Here is a 25,727-nt window from a genome sequence, read left to right as displayed (position 1 = left end):
GGGAGAGTTCTGCGCATCTGCACTCGCTACGCGCGAGATGCACGAATGCCGCATTGGGTGCATCTGACGCACCCAATGCGGCGTTCGGTGCATCTGACACACCCGATGCGGCGGTTCGGTGCGTGGCACGCACCCCATGCCGCATCGAGGCGGTTCAGGCAGGACGGACACCCCGATTGCCGCACCGTGGCCGGGACGGGCGAGGCGGTCACCCGAACGCCGCGTCCGGGCGGTCACCCCGTTTGCCGTAGCGGCGCGGCCCCGGCGGGGAGGGTGGGCGGGTGCCCGGTGGTCGCGTCGGGGCGGTTCGGGCCGGGCGAACATCCGGTTCCCATAGCAGTGCGGTTCGGGCCAGGCGAGCATCCGGTTGCCGGATCGGGGTGGCCCGGGCGGGTAGAGCGCCGGGCTGCCGGATGGGCGCGGTTCGCGCCAGGCAGGCACCGGGTTGCCGCATCGGGGTGCCCGATTGTCGTAGCCGGGCGGCCCGGGCTGGGCCGACACCCGGTTGCCGTAGCGGGGCGGTGAAGGGTTGTCCGTTTCCGGTCAGGTTTGCGGGGCGGCCTTGACATCGATGTCACCCGCGCGTTGAGCTTCCGGCACCCCGGGATTTCGCGAAGTCCCGGGCCCCCGATCCCCTGACGAACTGGGAGCAATGATGCCCCGAAGCGCCAGACCGTTGCATGCCGTGCTCGTCGCGGCGGTGGCGGCTGCGGGCTTGGTCGTCCTGCCCGCCGCGGCCGGTGCCGCGCCGGGCGAGGCCGCCCCGCCGGACTTCGTTTCTTCGTTCGAGCCGAACGACCCGCAACCGATCCAGGACGCTGTCGACACCGATGCCGCCGGGAAGCCGCGGGCTTCGGGCGTGGACGGCGCGAACGGGACCGCGATCCCCGGCGACATCCGGGGCAAGGTCACCGACATCAGCGCTACCAGCGAGAACACCGGCGGCGGCGAGGTCGCCGCGAATCTGATCGACGGCAGCACCGGCACGAAGTGGCTGTCGTGGGATCCGACCGCGTCGGTGACGTTCACGCTGTCGGAGCCGACGAAGATCACGCATTACGCGGTGTCCTCGGCGAACGACGCGCCCGGCCGCGATCCTCGGGACTGGACGCTGCGCGGTTCGAACGACGGCCAGCAGTGGACCGATCTGGACAAGCAGGCGGGCCAGTCGTTCGACAAGCGGTTCCAGCAGAACGACTACAAGCTGTCCGCGCCGAGCGACGCGTACCGCTATTACCAGCTGGATGTCACGCGCAACAACGGCGACGACATCATGCAGTTCTCGGAGCTGCTGCTGGCCAACGACGATCCGGCCCCGCCGCCGTTGCCGAACATGCGCAGCGTCGTGGATTCGGGTCCGAGCCAGGGCTACACGAACAAGAACCGGGTCGGGTTCACCGGCAAGAAGGCGTTCCGGTACTCCGGCAGCCAGCCCAAGGCCGGGCACGGGTATTCCTACAACAAGGTCTACGACGTCGATCTCCCGGTGACGGAGACGAGCGAGCTGTCGTACAAGGTGCAGCCGCAGTTCGTCGAGGGCGATCTGAAGTACCCGAGCACGAACGTCGCGGTCGACCTGGACTTCACCGACGGCACGCATCTGCGCGATCTCGGCGCGACCGACCAGTACGGTTTCCCGCTGACGCCGGAGGGCCAGGGCGCGAGCAAGGTCCTCTACGCGAACCAGTGGAACCTGGTGCGGTCGGCGATCGGGCGGGTCGCGGCGGGCAAGACGATCGACCGGATCGCGATCGGCTACGACAACCCGGACGGCCCGGCGCAGTTCGCGGGCTGGCTGGACGATCTGAAGATCTCGGCGACGCCGACTCCCCCGGCCAGCACCCGGCCCAGCGACAACGTCCTCACCACGCGCGGCACCATGGCGAACGGCACGTTCTCGCGCGGCAACAACTTCCCGGCGACCGCGGTGCCGCACGGCTTCAACTTCTGGACGCCGGTGACCGACGCGGGTTCGGCGAGCTGGCTGTACAACTACCATTCGCAGAACAACGCGGACAATCTCCCGCAGCTGCAGGCGTTCAGCGTGAGCCACGAGCCGAGCCCGTGGATGGGCGACCGGCAGAGTTTCCAGGTGATGCCGTCGGCGGCGAGCGGGGTGCCGGACGCGAACCGCGACAAGCGGGCGCTGCCGTTCACGCACGACAACGAGGTGGCGCGGGCGCATTACTACGGCGTCACGTTCCAGAACGGGATCAAGACCGAGATCGCGCCGGCCGATCACGCGGCGATGATGCGGTTCTCGTTCCCGGGCGCTGATTCCAGCCTGATCTTCGACAACGTCAACAACTCCGGCGGGCTCACGCTCGACCCGGCGCACGGCACGCTCAGCGGGTACTCCGACGCGAAGAGCGGGCTGTCGGCGGGCGCCGGGCGGATGTTCGTCTACGCGACGTTCGACAAGCCCGTCACGACCGGCGGCAAGCTCACCGGGCAGAACCGCGACAACGTGACCGGCTATCTGCGGTTCGACGCGGGCGCGGACAAGACGGTGACGATGCGGATCGCGACGTCGCTGATCAGCGTGGACCAGGCGAAGAAGAACCTGGAGCAGGAGATCGCCCCGAACGCCGGGTTCGACTCGGTGCGGGACGCGGCGCAGCAGGCGTGGGACAAGCAGCTCGGCGTGATCGAGGTCGAGGGCGCGTCGAAGGACCAGCTGGAGACGTTGTATTCCAACCTGTACCGGCTCTTCCTGTACCCGAACGAGGGTTTCGAGAACGTCGGCTCGAAGGAGGCGCCGAAGTACCGGTACGCGAGCCCGGTGTCGCCGAAGGCGGGTCCGGACACCGCGACGCAGACCGGGTCGAAGGTCGTCGACGGGCAGACGTATGTGAACAACGGCTTCTGGGACACCTACCGCACGACGTGGCCGGCGTATTCGCTGCTCACGCCGGACATGGCGGGCAAGATGGTGGACGGTTTCGTGCAGCAGTACCGCGACGGCGGCTGGATCGCGCGCTGGTCCTCCCCCGGTTACGCGGACCTGATGACCGGGACGAGCTCGGATGTCGCGTTCGCCGACGCCTACCAGAAGGGCGTGACGAACTTCGACGTCAAGGCGGCCTATGACGCGGCGCTGAAGAACGCGACGGTGACGCCGCCGAACTCGGCGGTCGGCCGCAAGGGTCTGGACCAGTCGATTTTCCTCGGGTACACGCCGAATTCGACCGGCGAGGGCTTCTCGTGGGCGATCGAGGGCTACGTCAACGACTTCGGCATCGCGAACCTGTCGAAGAAGCTGTACGACCAGGCCGCGGCGAACGATCCGCGCAAGGCGGAGTACCTGGAGAACTACCAGTACTTCACCAGCCGGGCGCAGCAGTACGTGAACCTGTTCGACCCGAGCACCGGGTTCTTCCAGGGCAAGGACGCGAGCGGGAAGTTCACGAAGGCCAAGGCCGATTACGACCCGCGCCAGTGGGGCGGGGACTACACCGAGACCGACGGCTGGAACATGGCCTTCACCGTGCCGCAGGACGGGCAGGGGCTGGCGAATCTCTACGGCGGCAAGGACAAGCTGGGCGCCAAGCTCGACCAGTTCTTCGCCGACCAGGAGACGGCGAATTTCCCGGGCAGCTACGGCGGTGTGATCCACGAGATGCGGGAGGCGCGGGACGTGCGGATGGGCCAGTACGGCCACTCCAACCAGCCTTCGCACCACATCCTCTACATGTACGACTACGCGGGCCAGCCGGCGAAGACGCAGGCGAAGGTGCGCGAAGCGGTGTCGCGGCTCTACACCGGCAGCGAATTGGGCCAGGGCTACGCGGGCGACGAGGACAACGGCGAGATGTCCGCGTGGTACGTGTTCAGCTCGCTGGGCTTCTACCCGCTGCAGATGGGCAGCCCGGATTACGCGATCGGGTCGCCGCTGTTCACCAAGGCGACCGTGCACCTGCCCGGCGGGGACCTGGTGATCAACGCGCCGAAGAACTCGGCGAAGAACGTCTACGTCCAGGGTCTGAAGGTCAACGGGAAGAACTGGACGTCGACGTCGCTGCCGCACGACGTGCTCGCGCACGGCGCCACGCTCGACTTCGACATGGGCCCGAACCCGTCGACGTGGGGCACCGGCGCGGGCGACGCGCCGAAGTCGATCACCACGGGCGACGCGGTGCCGACGCCGCTGCACGACGAGACCGGGCCGGGGCTGGGCACGCTGTCCACTTCGGACGGTTCGGACGCGTCGGCGTTGCTGGACAACACCTCGCGCACGCAGGCGAAGGTGACCGGTGCGGTGCAGTACCAGCTGAAGTCGACCGACGAGGCGGTCACGCACTACACGCTCACCTCCGGCACCGGGGCGGGCGACGCGAAGAGCTGGACGCTGAAGGGTTCGTACGACGGGAAGAACTGGACGGTCGCCGATCAGCAGACCGACCAGTCGTTCCAGTGGCGGCAGCAGACCCGGGCGTTCGCGGTGAAGAACCCGGCGCATTACGCCTACTACCGGCTGGAGGTCACCGCGACCACCGGCGGGCCGGCGACGATGGCGGAGTTCGAGCTGCTGGGCCGTCCGGACGCGTCGTGCACCAAGACGCTGACCGGTGTGCAGAACGGCCCGCTGACCGTGTCGAGCGGCGTGGTGTGCCTGAACGGCGCGACGGTGTCGGGTCCGGTGAACGTGGCGCGCGGCGCTTCGCTGATCGTGCGCGGCGGCCAGATCACCGGCCCGCTCGCGGCGGCCGGCGCGGCGCAGGTGGTGCTGAACCGGACGAAGGTGGCCGGTCCGGTGTCGATCACCGGCAGCACGGGTCCGGTGTCGATCGAGCTGACCGACATCTCGGGCCCGGTGAACCTGACCGGGAACCAGGGGCCGCTGATCGCGAGCAGCACCGTGGGCGGGCCGCTGGCCTGCACGGGCAACTCCCCCGCCCCGACCGACCACGACCTCGCCAACACCGTCCGCGGCCCGTCCGCCGGGCAGTGCGCGCAGTTGTGATCGGCTGATTTTCCTACCCGCCGCAGGCCAGGTCGCCCGGATCCGTTCCGGGCGCCTGGCCTGCGGCGCGTCCGGCTACTTGTCCGGGCAGTCGGCTTCGGTCCAGGCCGCGGTCAGGTCGCGGCTGACGACTGTGAGCGATCCGGCGAGGAAGCCGATCTCGTGGCTGCAGCCGTGCTCGTGGGGCAGGATTTCGTCCAGGGTGACCGCGCCGAAGCCGGTCCAGTCGGCCGGGTCGTGGGTGAGGGTGCGGAGGCCCGGGTAGCGGATGTTCAGGTCTTCGTCGTGTTTCCAGCGGGGCGGGAGCTCGGCAGAGAGCACGCCGCCCCGGCTTATTCGGTGGCTCGCCCGCCGAAACCCGTGGGAGCGTCGCGTCATGGAGATCACCTACGCCTGGCGAGCCGACCTCGCCGACGCGCAGCTCGTCGCTCTCACCGAAGCGCACGGCGGAGACGCGGAACCCGGCTGGTGGAACCGAGCGAGGCAGCACAGTCTCGGCTGGGTCAGCGCCCACGACGGCGATCAGCTGGTCGGCTTCGCGAACCTGGCCTGGGACGGTGCCGACCACGCGTTCCTCCTCGACCCGAAGGTGCACGCGGACTGGCAGCACCGCGGCATCGGCACCGAACTCGTCCGCCGGGCGCGGGATGCCGCGAGGGACGCGGACTGCGAGTGGCTGCACGTCGACTTCGAACCGCGCCTGCGCCCGTTCTACTTCGGCGCCTGCGGGTTCACCTCCACTGACGCGGGGTTGATCCGGCTCACCGCGAGCTGATCCGGCGCGCGCCGGTGCGGGAGCGATTACCGTGGGGGCGTGACCACGGCTGCGTTCTTCTCCTCGTTCGAAGCGGGCGATCCGCAGCCGGTCGCGGGGGCGCGGGTGGACAGCGGGCCGCAGCGGTCGCCGACCGCGAAGACCGGCGTCGGGTTCACCGGGGCGAAAGCCTTGCGCTACCAGGCTGGGCCGCCGGTCGTGTTGTTCGAGGTGGACATTCCGGTCACTGACCACAGTGCACTGTCGTATGTGGTCTTCCCGGCTTCCGACGGTCCGGTGCCGAGTTACCGCAGCACGCGGGTCGCGCTCGATGTCGAGTTCGACGACGGCAGCCGCGCCGGGTTCGCCCCCGAAGAGAAAGCGCTCTACGTCGACCAGTGGAACCTGGTGCGCCGTCCGCTGAACGCGTTCGCCGGACGGCGGGTGCGGCGGATCCTGCTGACGACCGCGTTCGACGGCGACGGAACGGGCTGGCTGGACGACGTCCGGATCGCCGAGCATCCGCCGGAGCGCAAAGATCCAGTCGACTGGGTCCGCACGACGCGCGGCACGCATTCCAGCGACGAGTTCTCGCGCGGCAACACCTTCCCGGCCACCGCGGTCCCGCACGGGTTCAACTTCTGGACCCCGGTCACCGACGCGCGGGCGCTGAGCTGGTTCTACTCCTACCACCGGCACAACGACGAGCGGAACGAACCGCGGCTGCAGGCGTTCGGGCTCAGCCACCAGCCGAGTCCGTGGATGGGCGACCGGCACACCTTCCACCTCATGCCCGGCTCCGGACCGGTCGAGCCGGACCGCGGGCGGCGTTCGCTGGCGTTCAGCCACGACGACGAGACCGACCGGCCGCACCATTACCGCGTGCAGTTCCGCGACGGCATCACCGCCGAGCTCGCGCCGGCCGAGCACGCGGCGATGTTCCGGTTCGCGTTCCCGGCCGAACGCGGCTGGGTGCTGTTCGACAACGCCCGCAACCGCGGCGGCATCCGGATCGACGCCGAGCGCGGGATCGTCACCGGGCACACGTGGGTGCGGAGCGGGCTGTCGACCGGCGCACGGCGGATGTTCGTCTACGCCGAGGCTGACCAGCGGCCCTCCGGTGGCGGGCGGATCCGGCGGCCGTTCTGGCGGACGGTGACCGGCAGCCTGGAGTTCGCCGAGCCCGAGGTGACGCTGCGGATCGCGACGTCGCTGATCAGCCTGGCGCAGGCAAAACGCAATCTGGCGCTGGAAATCCCGGCGGGCACGACGTTCGACCAGGTCCGGGACCGGGCGCGGGAACGCTGGCAGGAGGCGCTCGGCCGGGTCGAGCTGGAAGGCGCGTCCGAGGACGAGCTGACCACTTTCTACTCGTGTCTCTACCGCCTGTTCCTGTATCCGAACGTCGCGCACGAGAACACGCCGCGCGGCATCCGGCACGCGAGCCCGGTCGTGCGGAGTTTCCGGCCGAGCACGCGGCGGCGCACCGGCGCGAAGGTCGTGGACGGCGAGTTGTACGTCAACAACGGCTTCTGGGATACCTACCGCACCGCCTGGCCCGCGTACGCGCTGCTCGCGCCGCGCCAGTGCGGCCGGATGATCGACGGTTTCGTGCAGCAGTACCGCGAAGGCGGCTGGATCGCCCGCTGGTCCTCCCCCGGCTACGCCGACCTGATGACCGGCACCAGTTCCGACGTCGCGTTCGCCGACGCGTACCTGAAGGGCGTCACGAACTTCGACGTCGAGGCCGCCTACGACGCCGCGCTCAAGAACGCCACCGTCACCCCTCCGCGCAAAGGCGTGGGCCGCAAGGGTCTCGGCCGCTCCGCGTTCCTCGGCTACACCCCGACCTCGACGCGCGGCGGCCTGTCCTGGGCGCTCGAAGGCTGTCTCAACGACTTCGGCCTCGCCAACCTGTCCGACGCGCTCGCCCGGGAAAGCAGCGGCGCGCGGGCCCGCCGGTTCGCCGACAACGCCGTCTACTTCCGCCAGCGCGCCCAGCACTACGCCAACCACTTCGACGCGCGGACCGGCTTCTTCCAGGGCCGCACCCTCGACGGCGGCTGGCGGCACGCGGCCGAAGGATTCGACCCGACGGCGTGGGGTCCGGACTACGTGGAGACCAACGCCTGGAACACCGCGTTCTCCGTGCCGCACGACGGTCCCGGTCTCGCCGCGCTCCACGGCGGCCCGGCGGGTCTCGAGGCGAAACTCGACGAGTTCTTCCGGCTCCCGGAAACCGGCCAGGGCGGCCGGATCCACGAGATGACCGAGGCCCGCGACGTGCGGATGGGCCAATACGGGCATTCCAACCAGCCCTCGCACCACATCCCGTTCGTCTACGCCTTCGCCGGGGCGCAGGCGAAACTGCAGCGGACCGTCCGCGAGGTATTGCGCCGGCTGTACGTCGGCAGCGAACTCGGCCAGGGCTATCCCGGGGACGAGGACAACGGCGAAATGTCGGCCTGGTATGTCTTCACCGCCCTCGGTCTCTACCCGCTGGCCGTCGGCAGCCCGCGGTACGCGGTGTGCGCTCCGCTGTTCCGCTCCGCCACCGTGCACCTCGACAACGGAAAGGACCTGGTGATCCGAGCACCCCGCGCCGCGACCGCCGACAGCGTGGCCGACACGCCGTACGTGCACGGCCTGACTGTCGACGGCGAACCGCACCCTTCGGCCACCCTCGCGCACGCGGTCCTCGCGCGCGGCGCGGTGCTGGAGTTCGACGTCCGCGCCGAACCCGGCGACTGGGGCACGGAACCGGTCCACCCGGCCGCCCCCGCTCCGCTGCGCGACCTCGCCGTCCGCACTGTCCACGGCGTTCTGGCGGACAACACCAGCCGCACCCAAGCCGTCTTCCGCACGCCAAGGCCGACCATCGCGTTCGCCGTCGAAGGCGAGCCGCGCGAGGTCGTCCTCTACACGCTCACCTCCGGCAGCCGAGCGGGCGATCCGACGGACTGGGTGCTCGAAGGCTCCGACGACGGGCACCGGTGGCGGACCCTGGACGAACGCTCCGGCGAGGTGTTCCGGTGGCGGCGCCAGACCCGGCCGTTCGTGCTCGCCGAACCCGCCGCGTGCCGGCACTACCGGCTGCGGGTCCGCGCCTCGACGCGGCGGCGCGCCGCCCTCGCCCAGTGGGAGCTGCTGGCCCGATGATCACCGACGTGCGCAACGCCTTCCTCGACCGGCTGGCGGCGGCCGACCCCGGGCTCGTCCGGCTGCGGCTCGCCGCGTCCGCAGTGCTCGGCATCGTCATCGCGGTCCTCGCGATGCTGCCGCTGCATTTCCCGCTCACCACGACGCTCGTCGCGGCCATCGCGGCGATGATGAGCGCGTTCACCGTCAACGACGCCACCAGCGGCGGCCAGGCCGTCACGCTGCTGCTCGCGCTCGTGGTCGGCGCCGCGTCGATCACCGCCGCGTGCTTCGGCTCCGCGTACGCGCCCGCGGACAGCATCGTGTTCGTGCTGCTGATCTTCGTCGCGGTGTACGTGCAGCGGTTCGGCGCCCGCGGCATCGCGCTCGGGTCGATGGCGTTCTTCCTGTTCTTCTTCCCGATGTTCCTGCAGGCGCACCTCGCGCAGGTGCCGCACCTGCTGCTCGCGCTGGCGATCGGGGTCGCGGCGAACGCCGTCGTGCGGTTCCTTCTCTTGCGCCGCAACGCCGAAAGCGAGCTGATCCGCTACCGGCAGGCGTTCCGGGCCCGGCTCGGCGCGGCGGTGCGGGCGACCGAGGCGTACATCTCCTCCGGCGGTTCGGACCGCAGCGACCGGCAGATCCGCACCTCGGTGGAGCGGCTGCACGAGGTGGTCCTGCTCATCGAGGACCACGCTCCCGACGTCGTCGACGACCGCCGCGCCGACCAGCTGCGCCGCCGGGTGATCGAGGTCGAACTGGCCGTGCAGTGGCTGGTGATCACCGTGCGCCGGACCTGCTCGCAGCCGCTGCCCGAGGGTGTCGCGGACGATCTCGTAGCCCGGCTGGCCCGGTTCCGGTCGCTGATGGAACGCGACCCGCGCGACCTGCCGCTGATCAGCGAGACCGGCGAGTACAGCCGGATGCTCGTGGAAGGCAGCCGGATCGACGAACGCGCGCACCCCGGCGACGGCGTCCGCCGCGCGATCGCCGAACTGGCCGTCGCGGACGACCGGGCGCAGCGGATCGCCAGCCTGCAGTCCGAAGTGGACTTCTCCGTCGGGGAGGACGAGGACGACGAACCGACCAAGGCGTTCGCCTACGACAACCAGACCCGCGGCGCGATCCAGGCCGTGCTCGGCGGCGGGCTCGCCGTGCTGGCCGGGCAGCTGATCTCGCCGCAGCGCTGGTACTGGGCGGTGCTGACGGTGTTCGTCGTGTTCATCGGCACCTCCAGCGCGGGCGCGCGGTTCGTGAAAGGCATGCGCCGCACCGGCGGGACCCTGCTGGGCATCGTCGGCGGCGTCGCGCTGGCGCTGCTGGTCAGCGGGAACACCCCGGCGATCCTCGCGCTGCTGCTGGTCTGCGTGTTCGGCATGGTCTACACCGCGCGGGTTTCGCAGTTCCTGATGGCGTTCTTCGTGACCAGCATGCTCGGCTTGCTCTACAGCCTGCTCGGCACGTTCAGCATCGAGGTGCTGTGGATCCGGGTCGCCGAAACCGCGGTCGGCGCGGCGTGCGGGCTGCTCGCCGCCGTGGTGGTGCTGCCGGTCCGCACGCGCGCGGTGATGCTGGACGACATCGCGATCGCGCTCGACGAACTGCACGAGTTCATCGAGTCAGCCGCGACCCTGCTCTCCGGCCGGGAGAACGTGAACATCATCGAGATGTCCCGCGACCTCGACCGCGCGGTCGAGCAGGTGCGGCTGACCATCGAACCGCTCACCCACCCGATCAACCTGCGCAGCGCCCGCCGCGACTACGGCTGGCACGTGCTGACCACGTTGGAGGGCATCGCCTTCCGCGCCCGGCACGTGGCCGCCCGCGCGCAGCCCGGCCAGCTCGCCGGACCGGTCTCGGAACGGCTGGACCAGTTCGCCGGCCGGATCATCGCGAACGTCGACCTCGTGCACGAGGCGGTCAGCAACCCCGGCGGCACGCGGCCGCGGAAACTCGTCCGCGACGACGGCACCCCGGTCGCCGACCGGATCGACGAGGCCGAGACCCGCGCCGTGCTGTCCAGCCTGAGCCACCTCGACGAGGGCTTGATCGCGCTGGGCCGCGTGCTGGGCGTCGGCGCGCAGGACCCGCCGCGGCACAGCTGACCTACGCGGAGGCGGCGTCGAGAATCCGCAGTTCGTCGTCGCTCAGCTCCACGTCGTGCATCGCGACCAGCGCGGGCACCTGCTCGACCGTGCGCGCGGACGCGATCGGCGCGGCCACCGTCGGCTGCTGCGCGAGCCAGGCCAACGCGACTGTCGCCATCTCCGCGCCGCGCGCCTTCGCGACCTCCTCCAGCGCCGCGAGCACCTTCACGCCGTGCTCGGTGTCCGCGTAACCCCCGGCGAGCCCCGGCAGGTTGCGGATGTTGTCCACCTGCTGGCCCGGACGGTACTTGCCGGTCAGGAACCCGGACGCCAGCCCGAAATACGGCACGCAGGCGACCCCGTGCCGCTGCACGATCCCCCGCCGCTCGCTCTCGTACTCGTCCCGCGCGACGAGGTTGTACTTCGGCTGCAGCGCCACGTACTTCGCCAGCCCCTCGCGGTCGGAGAACTCCAGCGACGCGGCCAGCCGCTCCGGGCTGATGTTCGACGCCGCGATCGCGCGGACCTTGCCTTCCTTCACCAGTTCGTCCAGCGCAGTGACGATGTCCTCGACCGGAACCGATTCGTCGTCGAAATGCGTGTAGTACAGGTCGATCCGCTCGATCCCCAGCCGCCGCAACGACTCCTCGGCCGCGGCCTTGACGTTCGCCGGCGCAAGCCCTTTGAACTCCGGGTGGTCCCCGACCTTCGTCGCCACGACCACGTCGTCCCGGTTCCCGCGCGAGGCGAGCCACTTGCCGATGATGCGTTCGGACTGCCCGGCTTCGTTGCCCGGGAAGTGGTACATGTACGAATCCGACGTGTCGAGGAAGTTCCCGCCCGCCTCGGCGTAGGCGTCCAGCACCGCGAACGACGCCGGTTCGTCGGCGGTCCAGCCGAACACGTTCCCGCCGAGGCACAGCGGGGAGACGGCGAGGTCGGATGAGCCCAGTGTGCGAAGTGCGACCATGATCGCATTCAAGCACTCCCCGCCCGCCGATGCCCGTGACGGCGAGCGATTCTGCCCGCTCGTACCTCGCGCGCCCGCAAACCTGGCAGGATCGATCTTCTCGCACAGCTTTCTGGGGAGGCAGCTGATGAGAAGACCGGCGGTCGACGACCCGCTCTGGCTGGGTCAGTACCGAGTGCTCGCGGAACTGGCCCGGGACGAGACCACCCGAGTCCTGCTCGGCAGCGGACCGAACGACCGTCTGGTCGCGCTCACGCTGGTGCCCCGGCAGTCCGCCGAAACCGCGGCGCTGAGCGCGGTGCTCGAGGCCGACCCGGACGCGTCCACACCTTGGTGGGCACAAGAATTCGTGCCCGGCCCCTCACTGCGGGACGTACCCGACGCACTGCCCGAACCCGCGGTGCTCCGGCTGGCCGCCGGAATCGCAGCCGACCTGACCCAGCTCCACAGCGCCGGACTCGCGCACGGGAAGCTGACGCCGTCCCACATCCGGCTCACCAGCAGCGGAGCGAGGCTCATCGCCCGCGCGACCGGCGACGACCCGGCCGACGACGTCTTCGCGCTCGGCACCCTTCTCGCCGCGAAGTCCGCGCTTCCCGAAGCGCTCCGCCCATGCCTCGCGGAAAACCCCGCCGACCGGCCCACCGCCGCCGAATTGCTCGAAACGCTCAGGCCGTCCGCGGACCCGTGGCCGCCCGCCGTCGAGAAACTCGTCGCCGAACGAACCGCCGAACTCGCCCAGTTCCTCGACGGCCAGCACATGCCGCTGGACGACTCGGTGATCTACCAAGTCGCGGACACCCCGCCGCCCCCCGCGACGTGCCGCCCCGCGTCGGCGGATCCTGATCAGCGCGCTCGCCCTGGCGATCGCCGGACTCGCCGCTTGGATCGCGTGGCCGGACCCGCCCGCACCCCCGCCCGCACCCCCGTCGCCGCTCACCGAATCCGGCTTCCTCGTCGCGCGCGGACATCCGCAGTACGTCACGTTCAACCACGACGGCCGGCTCCTCGCGACGGCCAACGCCGACTTCACCATCGACGTCCTGGACGTCGTGACCCGCAAACCGGTCGGCCCGCGCATCGGCCCCTTCCCCGAAACCGGCTTGCCCGGCATGACCTTCCGCTCCGACGGCATCACCCTGGTCACCGCGCAGGTCAAAGACAACCAGTTCACGGCGCGCACCTGGGACTCGCGAACCGGCCGGGAAATCGGCGAACCCCTCGTGCTCGAGAACATCGACCGCGGCGGCGCCTGGCCCGAGCTCAGCCCCGACGGCAGCGTCGCGGCGGTGCCGATGGCCTCCCCGCGCAGGACCGATCTGTGGCGCGTCGCCGACCGCACCCGCATCGGCAGCATCGACACGCCAGCCGCCTTCCGGGTCTCGGCATTCAGCCCCGACGGACGCACCCTCGCCGTCTACCAGTGGGACGGCCACTCCGCCCACACCAGTCAGCTCGACCTGTGGGACACAGCTTCGCTCAAGACAGCGGGAAAACCGATCGTCTTCTCCGAGACCGAGCCGATCTGCTGCCTCGCCTTCCGGCCGGACGGCCGGACGTTGATCACCACCAGCGCCGGAGCCGGCGCACCGCCGCAGGTGCGGCAGTGGGACACCGCCACGCACGAGCAGCTGCGCCCGGCGTTTTCCCTGGCCCCGGCTCCCGCCTACGGGGAAATGAGGGAAGCCTACGTCTTCATGGCTTCAGCCGGGCTGGACGACCAGCACCTCCTCGCGCTCGCGGCGGGAACCGTCACGGTCCGGGACCTCGACGGCAACCAGGACGGAGCCAGTCTCCCCGGAATCCTCAGCTTCGCGGTCAGCCCGGACCGGAAAACCATCGCCACCACTACCGGCTCGACCGCGGACACGACCGTGCACCTGTGGCGCAAACCCTGACCCCGCACCACATGCCGCGACGGAGCCCTCGGGACACGGACCCGACGCCGTTGGGCTAGGCGGCACTCCGAGCCACACGGTCCGTCGCCCCGGGTCAGCGGGCGAAAGCGGGCGGCGCGCCCATCGGGCTGAGGTGCATCCCCGCGATCCGCCAGCCGTCCTCGCCGCGCACCAGCACGTGGGTCGCCCGGAAGGTGCCGTCCACGCGGTTGCCCTGATGGGTCGCTTCCTGGTCGTGTACGCCGATCGCGATCGCCGTGTCGCCGTGGACGCGCACCTCGACGTCGCGCCAGTCGAGGCGCTGCGTCGCCAGCGCGCCCGACTGGTAGCGGTCCAGCCACTGCTGCCGGTCGAGCACGAATCCGAGCGGTCCGACGAGCCGGAATCCGTCGGCGACCAGGCCGCTCAAGGTTTCCGTGTCGCCCGCGACCTCGGCGGCCGCCCAGCGTTTGCCCAGGTCGGAGATCTCCGCAGCATCCATGGTGTCCTCCAGTGCCGATCGATGAGACACCACAAACGTTAGATATCGAATCGTTCGTCGTCAAACGGTTAGAGTTCGACGAACCTGCGGTACCGTCCTCTCCGTGCCCCGACCCGCCACCCCGCCGCTCGGCGTTCTCCTCGCCCGCACCGCCAAGACCGCGGGCCAGGCGTTCGACCGCGCGCTCGCCGAGGTCGGCGGATCGCAGCCGGTCTGGCAGATCCTCATCGCGCTCAAAACCCGCCAGCACGCGAGCCAGCGCGAACTCGCCGACGCCGTCGGCATCCAGGGCGCGACGCTCACCCACCACCTCAACGGCATGGAAACCGCCGGCCTGCTCACCCGCACCCGCGACCCAGAAAACCGGCGCGTGCACCAGGTCGAGCTGACCGGCTACGGCGAACGCACCTTCCACCGCCTCGCCGACGCCGCGATCGCGCACGACAAACGGATGCGCCGCGGGTTCACCGACGACGAAATCGCGACCCTGGCCGCATTGCTGGGCAGGCTCGCGGAAAACGTCGCGCAGCCGGACCCGTGAGCGCCCGAGGAAGCGCTCACGGGTCCGCGTCCCGCAGTTACCGGGTTTCCGGGCAGGTCTTCCAGGCGAAGTGGTAAACCGTCTGGACGCTGCCGTCCGTCGAGTCCATCGTCAGGAAGCTCGTCGTCTTCGCCGGATCCGAAGTGCCGGCATACGCCCGCAATTCCGTATTGATGTTCAGGTTCCGCTCCTGCCCGCACGGTTCGTAGATAATCGCGTCGATGTCGGTCGAATCCGAGAATTGCCAGTCATTGTCGTAGAACCCGTCGAGCCGATGCGTCGCGTACGCGGTCGGCGAGTTCCCCTGGAAATAGTAGTTCGCGCGCTCCACGCCGTACGCGCCGTTTTCCAAGTGCCCGAACCCGCGGTAGTCCGCCGAGGCGATCCCGTAGGTGAACCCCTGCGGCACGTGCACGCGAAGGCCGATCTGGCAGTTCTTCCGGAAGTCCGTCGGCTGCGCGCCGACGCCGACCTGCGCGGTGTATTGGCTGTAGGTGACGGTGAACGCGGTGTTGTCCGCGGAAACCGAAACCGCGGCCGTGTCCGGCGGGCAGCCGGTCCCGTTCACGGTCGCCACGTCGATGATAATTTTGTCCGGCGGCGGATTCTGCGGCCAAGACTGCGGGGCAATTGTCGAAGAAAGCGCCAAAAGAGCAGCGGCCATCGTGGCAAGCATGGGTTCCTTCCCATTACTTCCGGGTGGGTGGGGGTTTCGACAGGGTAGCGCAACAACTGTGCGGCTAGTCCCACTGAATGGAGCAACGCCATTGCTTAGCTGTGCACAGCAACGTGTTCACAAGCCGTTGACAAAAGCTATTATGGACAATTGACGAATCAACAAAAATGATTCAAAAATAAACGACACAGCACCTGCTGGCCCGGCAGGTCCGGACAATCCGGCGAAAAAGACCGCGGAAACCGGGGCAATCAGGACAGTTCACGCGCCGCGCCCGCTACCTCGCCGACCCGCGCTTCCCGGGGCGATTCGGCGGACCGCCCCGGCCGTCGCCGTCCGACCCGAACCTCGGCGCCCGCACGCCCGCCGCGACCGCGCGCGCCCGCAACTCGATCGTGATCTCGAGTTACGCCCTTCGCCCCACGACTTAAGGCGGATCGTCCGGGACGCGAACGTGATCCTGGCTACCGTGACTGGACGCACCCGGACGACGCCCGCCGGTAGGGCTAGCATCCTCGGTACTAGCCAAAGTCGTCTCAAGCTGGAGAAGCGCAATGACCCAAGCCCCTGTCAACGTCACCGTCACCGGTGCGGCCGGCCAGATCGGCTACGCGCTGCTGTTCCGCATCGCGTCCGGTCAGCTGCTCGGCGCCGACACCCCGGTGAAGCTGCGGCTCCTGGAGATCCCCCAGGCGGTCAAGGCGGCTGAGGGCACCGCGATGGAACTGGACGACGGCGCGTTCCCGCTGCTCGCCGGCATCGACATCTTCGACGACCCGAAGCAGGCCTTCTCCGGCGCGAACATCGGCCTCCTGGTCGGCGCCCGCCCGCGCAGCAAGGGCATGGAGCGCGGCGACCTGCTCGAGGCCAACGGCGGCATCTTCAAGCCCCAGGGCGAGGCGATCAACGCGGGCGCGGCCGACGACATCAAGGTGCTCGTGGTCGGCAACCCGGCCAACACCAACGCGCTCATCGCCCAGTCGCACGCCCCCGACGTGCCCGCCGAGCGCTTCACCGCGATGACCCGCCTCGACCACAACCGCGCGCTGGCCCAGCTGGCCAAGAAGCTGAACGTGGCCGTGACCGACCTGAAGAAGGTCGCGATCTGGGGCAACCACTCGGCCACCCAGTACCCGTCGGTGCAGCACGCCGAGGTCAACGGCAAGAACGTCGCCGAGACCGTCAACGACGAGGCGTGGCTCGCCGACACCTTCATCCCGACCGTCGCCAAGCGCGGCGCCGCGATCATCGAGGCCCGCGGCCTCTCCTCGGCCGCCTCCGCCGCGTCGGCCGCGATCGACCACGTCTACACCTGGGTCAACGGCACCCCCGAGGGCGACTGGACCTCGGCCGGCGTCGTCTCCGACGGCTCCTACGGCGTCCCGGAGGGCCTCATCTCCTCCTTCCCGGTCACCGCGAAGGACGGCAAGTACGAGATCGTGCAGGGCCTGGAGATCGACGAGTTCTCCCGCCCGCGCATCGACGCCTCCGTGGCCGAACTGGCCGAGGAGCGCGACGCGGTCCGCAAGCTGGGCCTGATCTGAGGTTCGTTTTCCGCGATGGCCGCCCCGGTTTTCAGGGCGGCCATCGTTCGTTTTCGCGTCCTGTGCGGTGGTTTTGGACGTGCGAGATGCACTTGCGTCTCGCGCTGTGGCTGTTTTTTCGATCGCCCGCCGTATAGGTCGTTATACAGTTGAAAGGAGTTCGTGGAGTCGGCGGGCGGTGGCGACGTCGGGCACCGTGTGCGTCCCGTCGCGGAGGTCCTCGGCCAGGTGGTCGTAGACCCGGCCTACGTTCGCCGCCTGGACTGGCAACTCGCTGGGATCGCGCACCGGAACCACCGTCCATTCCGGACTGCCGGGGCGGGACAATCGCAGTTCCAGCCCACCGATCTGCAGCTGCGCGGCCCACGGGTCGGTCTCCGGCGCGGATGTCAGCGCGAGATTTCCTTCGGTGCCCGCGATCTCGATCCGCGTCCGGGGCATCGCCGCTTCCCCGTCGTGCAGGTGGACGGACACCACTGCCCCGCCGTCGAGTTCGGCGTGCGCGAGGAAGTGATCCGGTGCCGTGACGTCGATCGGCTCCCCCGTTTCGGCGACGCGATGCGAGCCGTTCCGGATCGCGGTCCGGGCGGTCAACTCGCGGATCGGCCCGAGCAGGTACTGCACCAGATCGAGCGTGTGCCCGCCGAGGACTTCGACCAGCCCGGCACCGCTGCGGCGGTCGTAGGTGTAAGCCGTCCAACCGGGAACGTCGTGAGTGTTTCCCTTGCCGCGCGAACTGTAGACGGTCGCGGACATCACCTCGCCGATCTCCCCGAGCATCTCGCGAGCCCGGCGGACAGTCGGCGAGAACCGCGCTTGCAGGCCCACCGCCGTGTGCACTCCGGCCCGCTCCCCCGCCGCAGCCAGCGCGGCGGCTTCGTCTGCGGTCGTCGTCAACGGCCACTCGCAGTAGACGTGCTTGCCTGCCTCGAGCGCAGCCGTCACCAACTCAACGTGCGCGGGCACCTTCACCGTCACGACAACCAAGTCGACGTCAGGGTGCTCGGCGAGACTCCGGGCGTCAGTAAAGGCATGCCGCGCACCGAACCGGGCGCGCGCCTCTTCCGCGCTGCTGGTGCGCGTGGTGGCGACGGCGGCAAGCGAGAAGCTGGGCGACGCAGCGATGGCGGGAATGTGCGCCCGCGCGGCCCAGCCCCGATCCGGGTTCGCTCCGAGGATTCCGACGCCGATCGGCTTGGTCAAGTCCCCACCTCCACTAAACGGGTCACGTTGTTCCGTTTCCGCCAAGCTACCAGAAGCGGAACAGAGTGACCCGCTTGGTTTAGACTGCGGGAATGCCGGACTCCGCCGTCGCAGCGCTGCTCGCCCAAGGCCGACCGCGCGCCGACGCACAGCGCAACGTCGAGCGGTTGGTGGCAGCGACCCGCGAAGCGCTCGACGAGCTAGGACTCGCGGTCACGACCCGCGACATCGCACAGCGCGCAGGCGTCGGCCTCGGCACGCTGTACCGGCGCGTGCCGTCGTTGGACGCGCTCCTGGCCGCCATCCTCACCGACACCATCGACGAGATGACCGACCGCGCCGCGTGCGTGCTCGACTCCCCCGATCCGTGGCAGGGATTCGCCGAATTCGCCGAAACCTACATCCAACTCCGCGCGGCCAGCTGCGGACTGCACGACGCCCTCTCCGGCCGCGGCGAACGCCTCGACCTGGAGGAACGGATCACCCGGCTGCAGCGGGCGGTGCGACAGCTGGTCGAGCGGGCGCAACAGGCCGGCACCCTCCGCGCCGACGTCGACTGGCGGGACGTCCCGTTCGCGCTCGCCACCGCGATCCCGCCGGACCACACGATCGGCCTCGTCCCGGGCGACGACCAGTGGCGGCGGAACCTCCGCATCATCCTCGACGGCCTGCGCCCGGCACGATCGCCTGCTCCAGCAGACCCTGCAGCACCCGCTGCTCCTGCGGACTGAGCCCGGCCAGCGGCGAATCCCGGGTGAGCAGTTCGAGCAGCCGCTCGCGCAGCGCCGTGCCGTCCTCGGTGAGGACGAGATGCCTGGCGCGCCGGTCGGTCGGATGCGCGCGCCGCTCGATCAGCCCCTGTTTTTCCAGCTTGTCCACGACGAACGTGGCGTTCGACGGTTCGCAGCTCATCCGCTCGGCCAGTTCGCGCATCGTCATCGGGCCGGTCAGCTCGCGCAGCGCGGTGGCCTGCGGGGCGGTCAGCCCCAGCGTCACCGCGCGCTCGCGGACGTGGTCGGCGATCTGCTGCGCCAGCCCGTTCACCAGACCGCACAGCTCGCGTTCGGCGACCGCCCGGGATTCCGTCATGAGCCCATCCTAGCAACTCCATCAAGCCAGAATAATTAGAGCTTGAATGTTTCTAGCTTGATGCTTATGGTCGGAGAAGACCGAGGGAAGGGAACAAGACCGTGCTCGACGACCGACTGCGCAGGCCCGCGCAGAGCCGCACAATCCACTTGGGCGAGACGAAGGTGTCCTACGTGCCGGACGGGGCGGTGCAAGGGAACCCGCGGCTATGGCTGCCCGACAGCACCGCCGAGACCTGGTCCGCGCACCCGGAGTACCTGGACGACGACGGCTACCTCGTCGCGAGCATCGGCGGACTGCTGGTGGAACGCGATGGCCGGGCGCTGCTGATCGACGCCGGTTTCGGGCCGCAAACGGTGCCTGCTGAGCCAGGCGCGCCGAACGGCGTGCTGTACGGCGGCGCCCTGCTCGACAACCTGGCCGCGCTCGGGCGCAAACCGGAAGACGTCGAGGCAGTGGCGCTCACGCACTTGCACTCCGACCACATCGGCTGGGCGCTGCGACCCGCGTTCGCGTACGCCGAATATCTGGTTACGGAACCAGAGTGGGCACAGCGCGAGAGCGACGCGATGGCACCGCAGGTCCGGACGATCTCGGACGGACAGGAAGTGTTTCCCGGCGTCCAGGTGCGCTTCGCCGCCGGGCACACGCCGGGACACGCCGAGTACGTCATCACCGACGGCGGGCAACGGCTGATCGCTTTCGGCGACGCCGTCCATTCGCCGATCCAGATCAAAAACCCGGACTGGTCCTGCGTCTACGACCACGATCCGGTCGAGGCCGCGAGCCACCGTCGGAAGCTCGTCGCGGAACTGGCCGAGCCCGGCACGATCGGCTTCGGAAACCATTTCGCCGACGTCGTCTTCGGGCACGTCCGCGACGGCCGCTGGCAGCCGCTCGACCGCTAGGGTCGGGTGGATGGCCCGGCTGATCCACCTCAACGGCCCGTCCGGCATCGGGAAATCCACCGTCGCGCGGCGCTACGCCGACCTCCACCCGGGAGTGCTCGATCTCGACGCCGACCAGGTGGCCATGATGATCGGCGGCTGGCGGACCGCGTTCCGGGACACGCTTCCCGCCGCGCGCCGGCTCGCGCTCGCCATGGCGGAAACGCATCTGCGGGCCGGGCACGACGTCGTCATGCCGCAGCTGGTGGCCCGCGTCGAGCAGGCCGAGCGGTTCGAGGAGGCGGCCCGCGCGGCCGGCGGCGAGTACGTCGAGATCGTGCTCGCCGCGCCCCGGCCGCAGGCGAAGGCCCGGTTCGCCGCGCGCGGCGCGCACGCGGCCACCGAAGCGATGGCCGAGCTGGGCGGTCCGGGCGCGCTCGACCGCATCCACGACCACGTCGCGGAGTATCTTCCGCTCCGTCCACAGTGCACAGTGCTGGACACCGAACACCTCGACCCGGACGAAACGTGCGCGAGGGTCGCGGAAATCGTTGCCCGCCGAGCAGCGGCGGAGGTACCGAGTGCACGGAACGGGGACCAAACGGGAAGCCTGCCGCCCGGCCCGGCCTGAGCGCGGTATATGTCGAGGAGTGCCAGGACACAGAGCCGACGCGGTCCGGCCGCCGTTTTCCGGGCGGACCGCGCGCACCGGGCCCGGTGTCGCCGCCGCGGAAATCGCAGCCGATTCCGGCTCATTCCTGATTCTCGACGACGAGCGACAGACCAGTCCGCAGCGAGCGCCCGCCAACGGCCCGCTTTCCGCACTCCCCGATCCGCGCAGGTCCTTCCGGAAGAGACTCCCATGCCCGAACCCGTTGCCCGCACGGACTTCCCCACGCCGCCCTGGCTGCTCAGCGCGAGCGACGGCGTTGCCCTGCGCGCCCTCGCCGCGGGCCTCCTCGACAGCACGGAATCCGACCTCGACCTCGCCTACTCCCTCGCGACCCGGACCCCGCGCGCGCTCCGCGTCCACATTCCAGCCGGCGACCGCACCGCTCTCGAAGCGGTCGCGAGCGGCCAGACGCCCGGCGAGCCCGTGCTGGAGCGTCCCCGGCTGACTTTCGTCTCCCGCGGCAGCAAACTCGCCCCGGGCCGAGAAACCGAGTTCTCGCAACGGTTTCCGCTCTTCGCCGACACCTTCGACACGATGTTGGGCGATTACCAGGACTGGCTCTTCGCTTTCCAGGCCGCACTGTGCTGTCTGCTGGACTCCTGGAGTCTCCGCCCGGAAGCCGTCGCCCGCGTAACCAGAAGGCCCTGGGACGACACCAGCCTTGTCCTGGACCTCACGCCACCCTCCGTCCGCGAGTTGTTCGCCGAACTCGCCCGGCTGCACACCGCGGGCATCCCCGTCGCCTGGACCGAGGTCTTCGCCGGGAGCGGCGCGCGACGAGTAGACCTGCCCGCCGAAACCCTGCTGTATCGCCCCCGCTGGGTCCCCGTCCCAGCGCGGCCCGGCGAAGCGGAAATCCTCGAAATCCCCGCGAGCAACGACATCCACTCCCTCACGCTGGACGCCCTGCGCCCCCGCGAGGATCGGCTCGTCGTCACGACCAACGCCACCGGACCGGATCCCGATCTCGTGAGCGCCGCCGCCTGGGGCCTCCTCAACGCCGTCAAGGTCACCGCCGTCGACGTCGACCGGCCGACCCCCGCCGCCCAGATCCTCGACCTCGTCGGCGGCAGCACCGAACCCCGGCTCGCCATCCGCGACGGCGTCCCGCACGTCTTCCGGGTCACACCCGCCACGCCTTCCGCCGCCCGGCCGATCGACCCGTCCGGCACCGTCCTCGTCACCGGCGGCACCGGCCGGATCGGCACCTTGCTGGCCGAGCACCTCGTCGCCGAGCACGGCGTCCGGCGCCTCGTCCTGGCGAGCCGCAGCGGCCCCGCCGCCGAACGCCGCCCGACCGATCTCGACGCGGACGTCCGCATCGCCGCCATCGACGCCGCCGACCCGGGTCAGGTCGAAAGCCTCATCGCGTCCTGCAATCCGCCGCTGACCGCCGTCATCCACTGCGCCGCGGTCTTCGACGACCCCTTCGCGGCCGTGCGAACCCCCGAATGCCCCGACCCGGTCCTGCGCGCCAAAGCCGATTCCGCCTGGGTCCTCCACGAAGCGACCAAACACCTGCCGCTGTCGGCGTTCGTGCTCTTCTCGTCCCTAGCCGGAACCTTCGGCGAATCCGGCGCGAGCTACGCCGCCGCTAACCGGTTCCTCGACGCCCTCGCCACCCACCGGCGCGCGCACAGGCTGCCCGCGGTGTCGATCGCGTGGGGCAGATGGGATCCCGCTGTCTTCGACGCCGCACTCGGCAGCGACGAACCGGTCCTGCTCGGCCCCGGCGCGTCACCCGCCGAACAAATCCGCCCGCCCCTGGACCCTTTCCCCACACTGCTGACGAGTGTCCCGGCCGGAAGATGACATCCGTCATCGGGTTCGCGCGCGGAGAACCCCAATACTCAGCGCCATGAAGAAACTCCGGCTCGCAGCCGCCGCTCTCACCGCCGGACTCGCCATGCTCGTCCCGGCCGTCGCCGACGCCGCGCCGATGCCGCTGACCTTCGGCATCTACCCGGGCGGTTACGCGGGCGGCGGGTCCACCACCGGCAAACCCGACAATCCGGCCGAGGTGCGGAAAGCGTTGGCACAGCTGCAATCCGGGCACCGGCCGTTCCTGCTCCGCGATTACCTCGGCTGCGGCAGCGCCTTCCCCGACGACGAAATGCAGTACCTCGCCCCGGGCCGCCGCCTCGACGTCGTGCTCAGCTACTCCGGCGAGAGCATGCCGGAATGGCAGTCCTGTGTGGACAAGACGGTGCACCGCTACGGTCCGATCGCCGACACCATCTCGGTCACCCTCGAGCAGAACGTGGTGCCCCAGCCGAACGGCGACACCGCGCTCGTCCAGGGCGTCATCACCGGCAAGAAGGCCGCGGACCGGGATGGGTTCGACCGGCTGCAGATCGGGTTCGACGAGGTCGCCTACACCCAGCCGTTCACGCAGTTCTGGCAGCACCTCGCCCATCTGGGCGGAGCGGAGTTCAGCCGCTCGGTCGGCTTCGTCGGCGTCGACCTCTACCCGGACGCCGGGCTGCCGGGCATCCCGCCGGTGCCCGACCTGGCCGGGTTCGTCCACCAGACCCTGCACACCGTCCGCACCCAGGAGATGCCCATCGCCGGCCTCGGCCGCGACGTGCCGATCCGCGTGTCGGAGAACGGCTGGGCGACCCACACCGCCCAGCGCACGCCAGCCGACCAGGCCCGCGCGCTGACCACGGAAATCCTGGCGGTCAACCACGATCGGGTCACGGAAAACGTCGCCAGCTACGAGATGTTCGCCCTGCGCGACGACGTCACCGGCTCCCCCAGCCCGTTCGACAACTTCGGCGTCCTCACCGACGACTACACCCCGAAGCCGATGTACCGGCTGTACCGCGGATTGATCTCGGCCCTTTCCTGAGCGTTTTTTTCTTGAAACGCAAGCCGGGCGCTGAGCGGATTTTTTCGCTCAGCGCCCGGCCGTATAGGTCGTTATACACTAATCAGGCGACGGAGATGTCGTCCGCGTAGATCGCGCTCTGGCCGTACCAGCCGTGGACGTACAACGTCACCGCGCCGGACGAGCCGGTCGTGAACGGGATGGTCAGCTTGGTCCAGCTGGAGTTGGCGGTCCACGAGCTGGCCGTCGCTCCCCCGCGGACGCCGGCGTAGGCGTAGCCGCCCTGGACCCACGCGGTCAGGGTGTACGCGTGGTTCGGCGCGAGCGTCAGGTTCTGCGTCGCTTCCCCGGTGGTCGACGCCGTCGGCGACACCTGCAGTGCGTGGCTGCCGGAGTGCACCGGCGAGGACACGACCGTCCCGCCGCTCCACGGGCTGAGCGCTCCCGTTTCGAAGTTGCCGTTGACGACGCTGCCGGTCGGGCTGGTTCCGTTGACCGTCAACGTGTACGTCGCGGTGTGGCTGCCGCCGCCCGCGACCGAGCCCGTGATCGTCAGCGGGTAGACGCCCGGCTGAGTCGCGGCGGTCGTGGTGATCGACAGGTTCGCGCTCTCCCCCGCCTTGACTGTCGTCGGGCTGACCGACGCGGTCACGCCGCCGGGCGCGCCGCTCACCGAAAGCGAAACCTGTTGCGCTGTACCGGAAGTCACCGCGGTGGCCACCTTGCCGGTGGCCGAACCGCCCGGGTCGACCGAAGCCGAGGCTGGGCTCGCCGTCACCGAGAAGTCGTTGCCCGGCACCGGAGTTCCGCCGGTGAAGGGGGCGAACGTGTGGCTGAAGTACCACTTGTCCTGCGGGATGCCGGAGCAGGTGTCCTGTGCGCCGGTGCCGGGGCAGGTGCCGTTGTCGCGCTGCAGCGCCCAGAACGACAGCATGTCGATGCCCTTGGACACCGCCCAGTTGTAGACGGTGACCGCGTCGGCCGTGGTGAACGTTTCCGCGGCGCCGAAGTCGTCGATGCCCGGCATCTCGGTGATGCCGACCATCCCCCACAGCTGTTCCTGCGTCTTGCCCGGATACAGCGACGCCAGCTGCGAGACCAACCCGGCCGCCGCCGTCTGGGTGTCCTGCGCCATGTTGTGCGTGGCGTTGTCGTAGTAGTCGAAAGTCATCAGGTTGACCACGTCGACCTTGGCCCCGTTGGACACCGCGTTCCGCAGCACGTCCAGCGCGCTGGTGAGACCGCTCGTGGTGGTCGGCAGCGTGTAGGAGATCTGGAGCTGGCGCCCGTTGGCCGCGGCCCAGTCCTGGACCTTCTTGATCGCCTTGTTCCGGCGGTCGATGCCCGCGGAGTTGGTCAGCGAGTTGTCCTCGATGTCCATGTCCAGGCGCGGCACGTCGTAGGTGGTGATCAGCGATTCGTACGCGGCCGCGATCTGGTCGACGTTCGTGCAGCTGTCGGCGATCTCGGTGGCGTTGTGGTCCGCGGTGTAGCCGCCGAACGACGGGATGACGTCCCCGCCGCGCGAGCGGATGGTGCGGAAGTCCGCGCCGAACGTCGAGTCCGACACCGGCATGCTGGCGTCGCCGTTCCAGAGGACGGTGCACGAACCCGAGGACGCGGTCTGCAGGAACGCCATCGTCAGGTGCTTGACGCCCGCTTCCTGGGCCATCGCGGCCGGGCTCTGGCCGTTCCAGGACTCGAAGTAGGGCGCGAACACGTGGTTCGGCAACGGGGTCGCGGCGTGCGCGGGCGCCGCGGTGGCGACCAGCACTCCGAGCGGAGCCGCCGCGGCGGCCAGGACAGCGGACAATCGTGACAAGTGACTTCTTCGTCGCATGCGGGCTCCAGTGCCGAAAAAGGGGCCGTGCGGCGGCGGCGCACGGCCGGAACCTTCTCAGAATTGGACTGGACCAGTCACCCGTCAAGGTCTAGACCACTAATGCGGCCGAACGGCCGGGTCGGATCGTCGGGCGCCACCCGAGGTCAGTGG

Annotated in this window: 20 protein-coding genes; 12 read left to right on the top strand and 8 right to left on the bottom strand. The window is 69.8% G+C overall.

Annotated elements, in window-relative coordinates:
* The first annotated feature begins 655 nt into the window (after positions 1 to 655).
* A complete protein-coding gene (locus EIZ45_RS02200) occupies positions 656 to 4,963 on the top strand; it encodes a GH92 family glycosyl hydrolase (protein WP_134661494.1) in 4,308 nt (1,435 codons plus the stop codon).
* A 75-nt stretch (positions 4,964 to 5,038) separates the two neighbouring features.
* On the opposite strand, the gene EIZ45_RS02195 is transcribed toward EIZ45_RS02200, so the two are convergent.
* On the bottom strand, positions 5,039 to 5,284 hold the full coding sequence (locus EIZ45_RS02195) for a hypothetical protein (protein WP_134661495.1): 246 nt from the start codon (positions 5,282 to 5,284) through the stop codon (positions 5,039 to 5,041).
* A gap of 55 nt (positions 5,285 to 5,339) precedes the next feature.
* Between EIZ45_RS02195 and EIZ45_RS02190 the strand changes: the two genes are divergently transcribed.
* From EIZ45_RS02190 to EIZ45_RS02180, 3 genes are read left to right on the top strand one after another with little or no spacing between them, the layout of a single operon-like run.
* The gene (locus EIZ45_RS02190) at positions 5,340 to 5,738 is read left to right on the top strand and encodes a GNAT family N-acetyltransferase (protein WP_134661496.1); all 399 of its coding nucleotides are present in this window, start codon (positions 5,340 to 5,342) and stop codon (positions 5,736 to 5,738) included.
* Positions 5,739 to 5,777: 39 nt separating this feature from the next.
* On the top strand, positions 5,778 to 8,876 hold the full coding sequence (locus EIZ45_RS02185) for a GH92 family glycosyl hydrolase (RefSeq protein WP_134661497.1): 3,099 nt from the start codon (positions 5,778 to 5,780) through the stop codon (positions 8,874 to 8,876).
* The gene (locus EIZ45_RS02180; protein ID WP_134661498.1) at positions 8,873 to 10,960 is read left to right on the top strand and encodes an FUSC family protein; all 2,088 of its coding nucleotides are present in this window, start codon (positions 8,873 to 8,875) and stop codon (positions 10,958 to 10,960) included. The genes EIZ45_RS02185 and EIZ45_RS02180 overlap by 4 nt, the downstream gene beginning before the upstream one ends.
* A gap of 1 nt (position 10,961) precedes the next feature.
* On the opposite strand, the gene EIZ45_RS02175 is transcribed toward EIZ45_RS02180, so the two are convergent.
* Both EIZ45_RS02175 and EIZ45_RS02170 read right to left on the bottom strand, forming a co-directional pair.
* Positions 10,962 to 11,912: an aldo/keto reductase gene (locus EIZ45_RS02175; protein WP_134661499.1), complete on the bottom strand. Its 951-nt coding sequence runs from the start codon at positions 11,910 to 11,912 to the stop codon at positions 10,962 to 10,964.
* Positions 11,913 to 12,273: 361 nt separating this feature from the next.
* On the bottom strand, positions 12,274 to 12,702 hold the full coding sequence (locus EIZ45_RS02170; RefSeq protein ID WP_134661500.1) for a hypothetical protein: 429 nt from the start codon (positions 12,700 to 12,702) through the stop codon (positions 12,274 to 12,276).
* Between the two features lie 262 nt (positions 12,703 to 12,964).
* Between EIZ45_RS02170 and EIZ45_RS02165 the strand changes: the two genes are divergently transcribed.
* Positions 12,965 to 13,810 carry a WD40 repeat domain-containing protein gene (locus EIZ45_RS02165; RefSeq protein ID WP_134661501.1) on the top strand — a complete coding sequence of 282 codons (846 nt, stop codon included), beginning with the start codon at positions 12,965 to 12,967 and terminating at the stop codon, positions 13,808 to 13,810.
* Between the two features lie 94 nt (positions 13,811 to 13,904).
* Here EIZ45_RS02165 and EIZ45_RS02160 read toward each other — a convergent pair whose 3' ends face one another.
* A complete protein-coding gene (locus tag EIZ45_RS02160; RefSeq protein ID WP_134661502.1) occupies positions 13,905 to 14,291 on the bottom strand; it encodes a nuclear transport factor 2 family protein in 387 nt (128 codons plus the stop codon).
* 103 nt (positions 14,292 to 14,394) lie between these two features.
* Here EIZ45_RS02160 and EIZ45_RS02155 point away from each other — a divergent pair, with 103 nt between their 5' ends.
* Positions 14,395 to 14,832 (top strand): MarR family winged helix-turn-helix transcriptional regulator, encoded by a 438-nt coding sequence (locus EIZ45_RS02155; RefSeq protein WP_134661503.1) that lies wholly within the window; start codon positions 14,395 to 14,397, stop codon positions 14,830 to 14,832.
* A 37-nt stretch (positions 14,833 to 14,869) separates the two neighbouring features.
* On the opposite strand, the gene EIZ45_RS02150 is transcribed toward EIZ45_RS02155, so the two are convergent.
* Positions 14,870 to 15,508 (bottom strand): DUF4360 domain-containing protein, encoded by a 639-nt coding sequence (locus EIZ45_RS02150; protein WP_134661504.1) that lies wholly within the window; start codon positions 15,506 to 15,508, stop codon positions 14,870 to 14,872.
* A gap of 554 nt (positions 15,509 to 16,062) precedes the next feature.
* Between EIZ45_RS02150 and EIZ45_RS02145 the strand changes: the two genes are divergently transcribed.
* Positions 16,063 to 17,052, top strand: a complete 990-nt coding sequence (locus tag EIZ45_RS02145; protein ID WP_134661505.1) for a malate dehydrogenase — start codon at positions 16,063 to 16,065, stop codon at positions 17,050 to 17,052.
* Between the two features lie 141 nt (positions 17,053 to 17,193).
* Here the strand turns inward: EIZ45_RS02145 and EIZ45_RS02140 are convergent, their stop codons facing one another.
* On the bottom strand, positions 17,194 to 18,255 hold the full coding sequence (locus tag EIZ45_RS02140; protein WP_134661506.1) for a Gfo/Idh/MocA family protein: 1,062 nt from the start codon (positions 18,253 to 18,255) through the stop codon (positions 17,194 to 17,196).
* A 92-nt stretch (positions 18,256 to 18,347) separates the two neighbouring features.
* On the opposite strand from EIZ45_RS02140, the gene EIZ45_RS02135 reads away from it, so the two are divergent.
* Positions 18,348 to 18,986: a TetR/AcrR family transcriptional regulator gene (locus EIZ45_RS02135; protein ID WP_134661507.1), complete on the top strand. Its 639-nt coding sequence runs from the start codon at positions 18,348 to 18,350 to the stop codon at positions 18,984 to 18,986.
* On the opposite strand, the gene EIZ45_RS02130 is transcribed toward EIZ45_RS02135, so the two are convergent.
* A complete protein-coding gene (locus EIZ45_RS02130; RefSeq protein ID WP_037805929.1) occupies positions 18,910 to 19,344 on the bottom strand; it encodes a MarR family winged helix-turn-helix transcriptional regulator in 435 nt (144 codons plus the stop codon). The two genes, EIZ45_RS02135 and EIZ45_RS02130, sit on opposite strands and share 77 nt — an antisense overlap.
* A gap of 101 nt (positions 19,345 to 19,445) precedes the next feature.
* Here EIZ45_RS02130 and EIZ45_RS02125 point away from each other — a divergent pair, with 101 nt between their 5' ends.
* The 4 genes from EIZ45_RS02125 (at position 19,446) to EIZ45_RS02110 (ending at position 23,755) form a co-directional block, all read left to right on the top strand.
* Positions 19,446 to 20,252, top strand: coding sequence for an MBL fold metallo-hydrolase (locus EIZ45_RS02125; protein WP_205669759.1), 807 nt, complete (start codon positions 19,446 to 19,448; stop codon positions 20,250 to 20,252).
* A 10-nt stretch (positions 20,253 to 20,262) separates the two neighbouring features.
* On the top strand, positions 20,263 to 20,862 hold the full coding sequence (locus tag EIZ45_RS02120; RefSeq protein WP_134661508.1) for an AAA family ATPase: 600 nt from the start codon (positions 20,263 to 20,265) through the stop codon (positions 20,860 to 20,862).
* 231 nt (positions 20,863 to 21,093) lie between these two features.
* A complete protein-coding gene (locus EIZ45_RS46410; RefSeq protein WP_205669760.1) occupies positions 21,094 to 22,716 on the top strand; it encodes a beta-ketoacyl reductase in 1,623 nt (540 codons plus the stop codon).
* Between the two features lie 46 nt (positions 22,717 to 22,762).
* The gene (locus EIZ45_RS02110) at positions 22,763 to 23,755 is read left to right on the top strand and encodes a hypothetical protein (protein WP_134661509.1); all 993 of its coding nucleotides are present in this window, start codon (positions 22,763 to 22,765) and stop codon (positions 23,753 to 23,755) included.
* Positions 23,756 to 23,837: 82 nt separating this feature from the next.
* Here EIZ45_RS02110 and EIZ45_RS02105 read toward each other — a convergent pair whose 3' ends face one another.
* The gene (locus tag EIZ45_RS02105; protein WP_240690514.1) at positions 23,838 to 25,556 is read right to left on the bottom strand and encodes a glycosyl hydrolase family 18 protein; all 1,719 of its coding nucleotides are present in this window, start codon (positions 25,554 to 25,556) and stop codon (positions 23,838 to 23,840) included.
* Positions 25,557 to 25,727 lie beyond the last annotated feature (171 nt).

It is taken from the genome of Amycolatopsis sp. CFH S0740, from assembly GCF_004522315.1.
Classification (GTDB): Bacteria; Actinomycetota; Actinomycetes; order Mycobacteriales; family Pseudonocardiaceae; genus Amycolatopsis; species Amycolatopsis nivea.
Note: the sequence above shows the minus strand (reverse complement) of the source record. Positions and strands in the feature narration are given on the sequence as shown.

Excerpts from the sequence above, each read along its gene's own strand:
- EIZ45_RS46410 (WP_205669760.1), top strand. The coding sequence starts at position 21,094 with ATGCCCGAACCCGTTGCCCGCACGGACTTCCCCACGCCGCCCTGGCTG.
- EIZ45_RS02180 (WP_134661498.1), top strand. The coding sequence starts at position 8,873 with ATGATCACCGACGTGCGCAACGCCTTCCTCGACCGGCTGGCGGCGGCC.
- EIZ45_RS02145 (WP_134661505.1), top strand. The coding sequence starts at position 16,063 with ATGACCCAAGCCCCTGTCAACGTCACCGTCACCGGTGCGGCCGGCCAG.
- EIZ45_RS02120 (WP_134661508.1), top strand. The coding sequence starts at position 20,263 with ATGGCCCGGCTGATCCACCTCAACGGCCCGTCCGGCATCGGGAAATCC.
- EIZ45_RS02130 (WP_037805929.1), bottom strand. The coding sequence starts at position 19,344 with ATGACGGAATCCCGGGCGGTCGCCGAACGCGAGCTGTGCGGTCTGGTG.
- EIZ45_RS02150 (WP_134661504.1), bottom strand. The coding sequence starts at position 15,508 with ATGCTTGCCACGATGGCCGCTGCTCTTTTGGCGCTTTCTTCGACAATT.
- EIZ45_RS02110 (WP_134661509.1), top strand. The coding sequence starts at position 22,763 with ATGAAGAAACTCCGGCTCGCAGCCGCCGCTCTCACCGCCGGACTCGCC.
- EIZ45_RS02175 (WP_134661499.1), bottom strand. The coding sequence starts at position 11,912 with ATGGTCGCACTTCGCACACTGGGCTCATCCGACCTCGCCGTCTCCCCG.
- EIZ45_RS02190 (WP_134661496.1), top strand. The coding sequence starts at position 5,340 with ATGGAGATCACCTACGCCTGGCGAGCCGACCTCGCCGACGCGCAGCTC.
- EIZ45_RS02200 (WP_134661494.1), top strand. The coding sequence starts at position 656 with ATGCCCCGAAGCGCCAGACCGTTGCATGCCGTGCTCGTCGCGGCGGTG.
- EIZ45_RS02160 (WP_134661502.1), bottom strand. The coding sequence starts at position 14,291 with ATGGATGCTGCGGAGATCTCCGACCTGGGCAAACGCTGGGCGGCCGCC.
- EIZ45_RS02135 (WP_134661507.1), top strand. The coding sequence starts at position 18,348 with ATGCCGGACTCCGCCGTCGCAGCGCTGCTCGCCCAAGGCCGACCGCGC.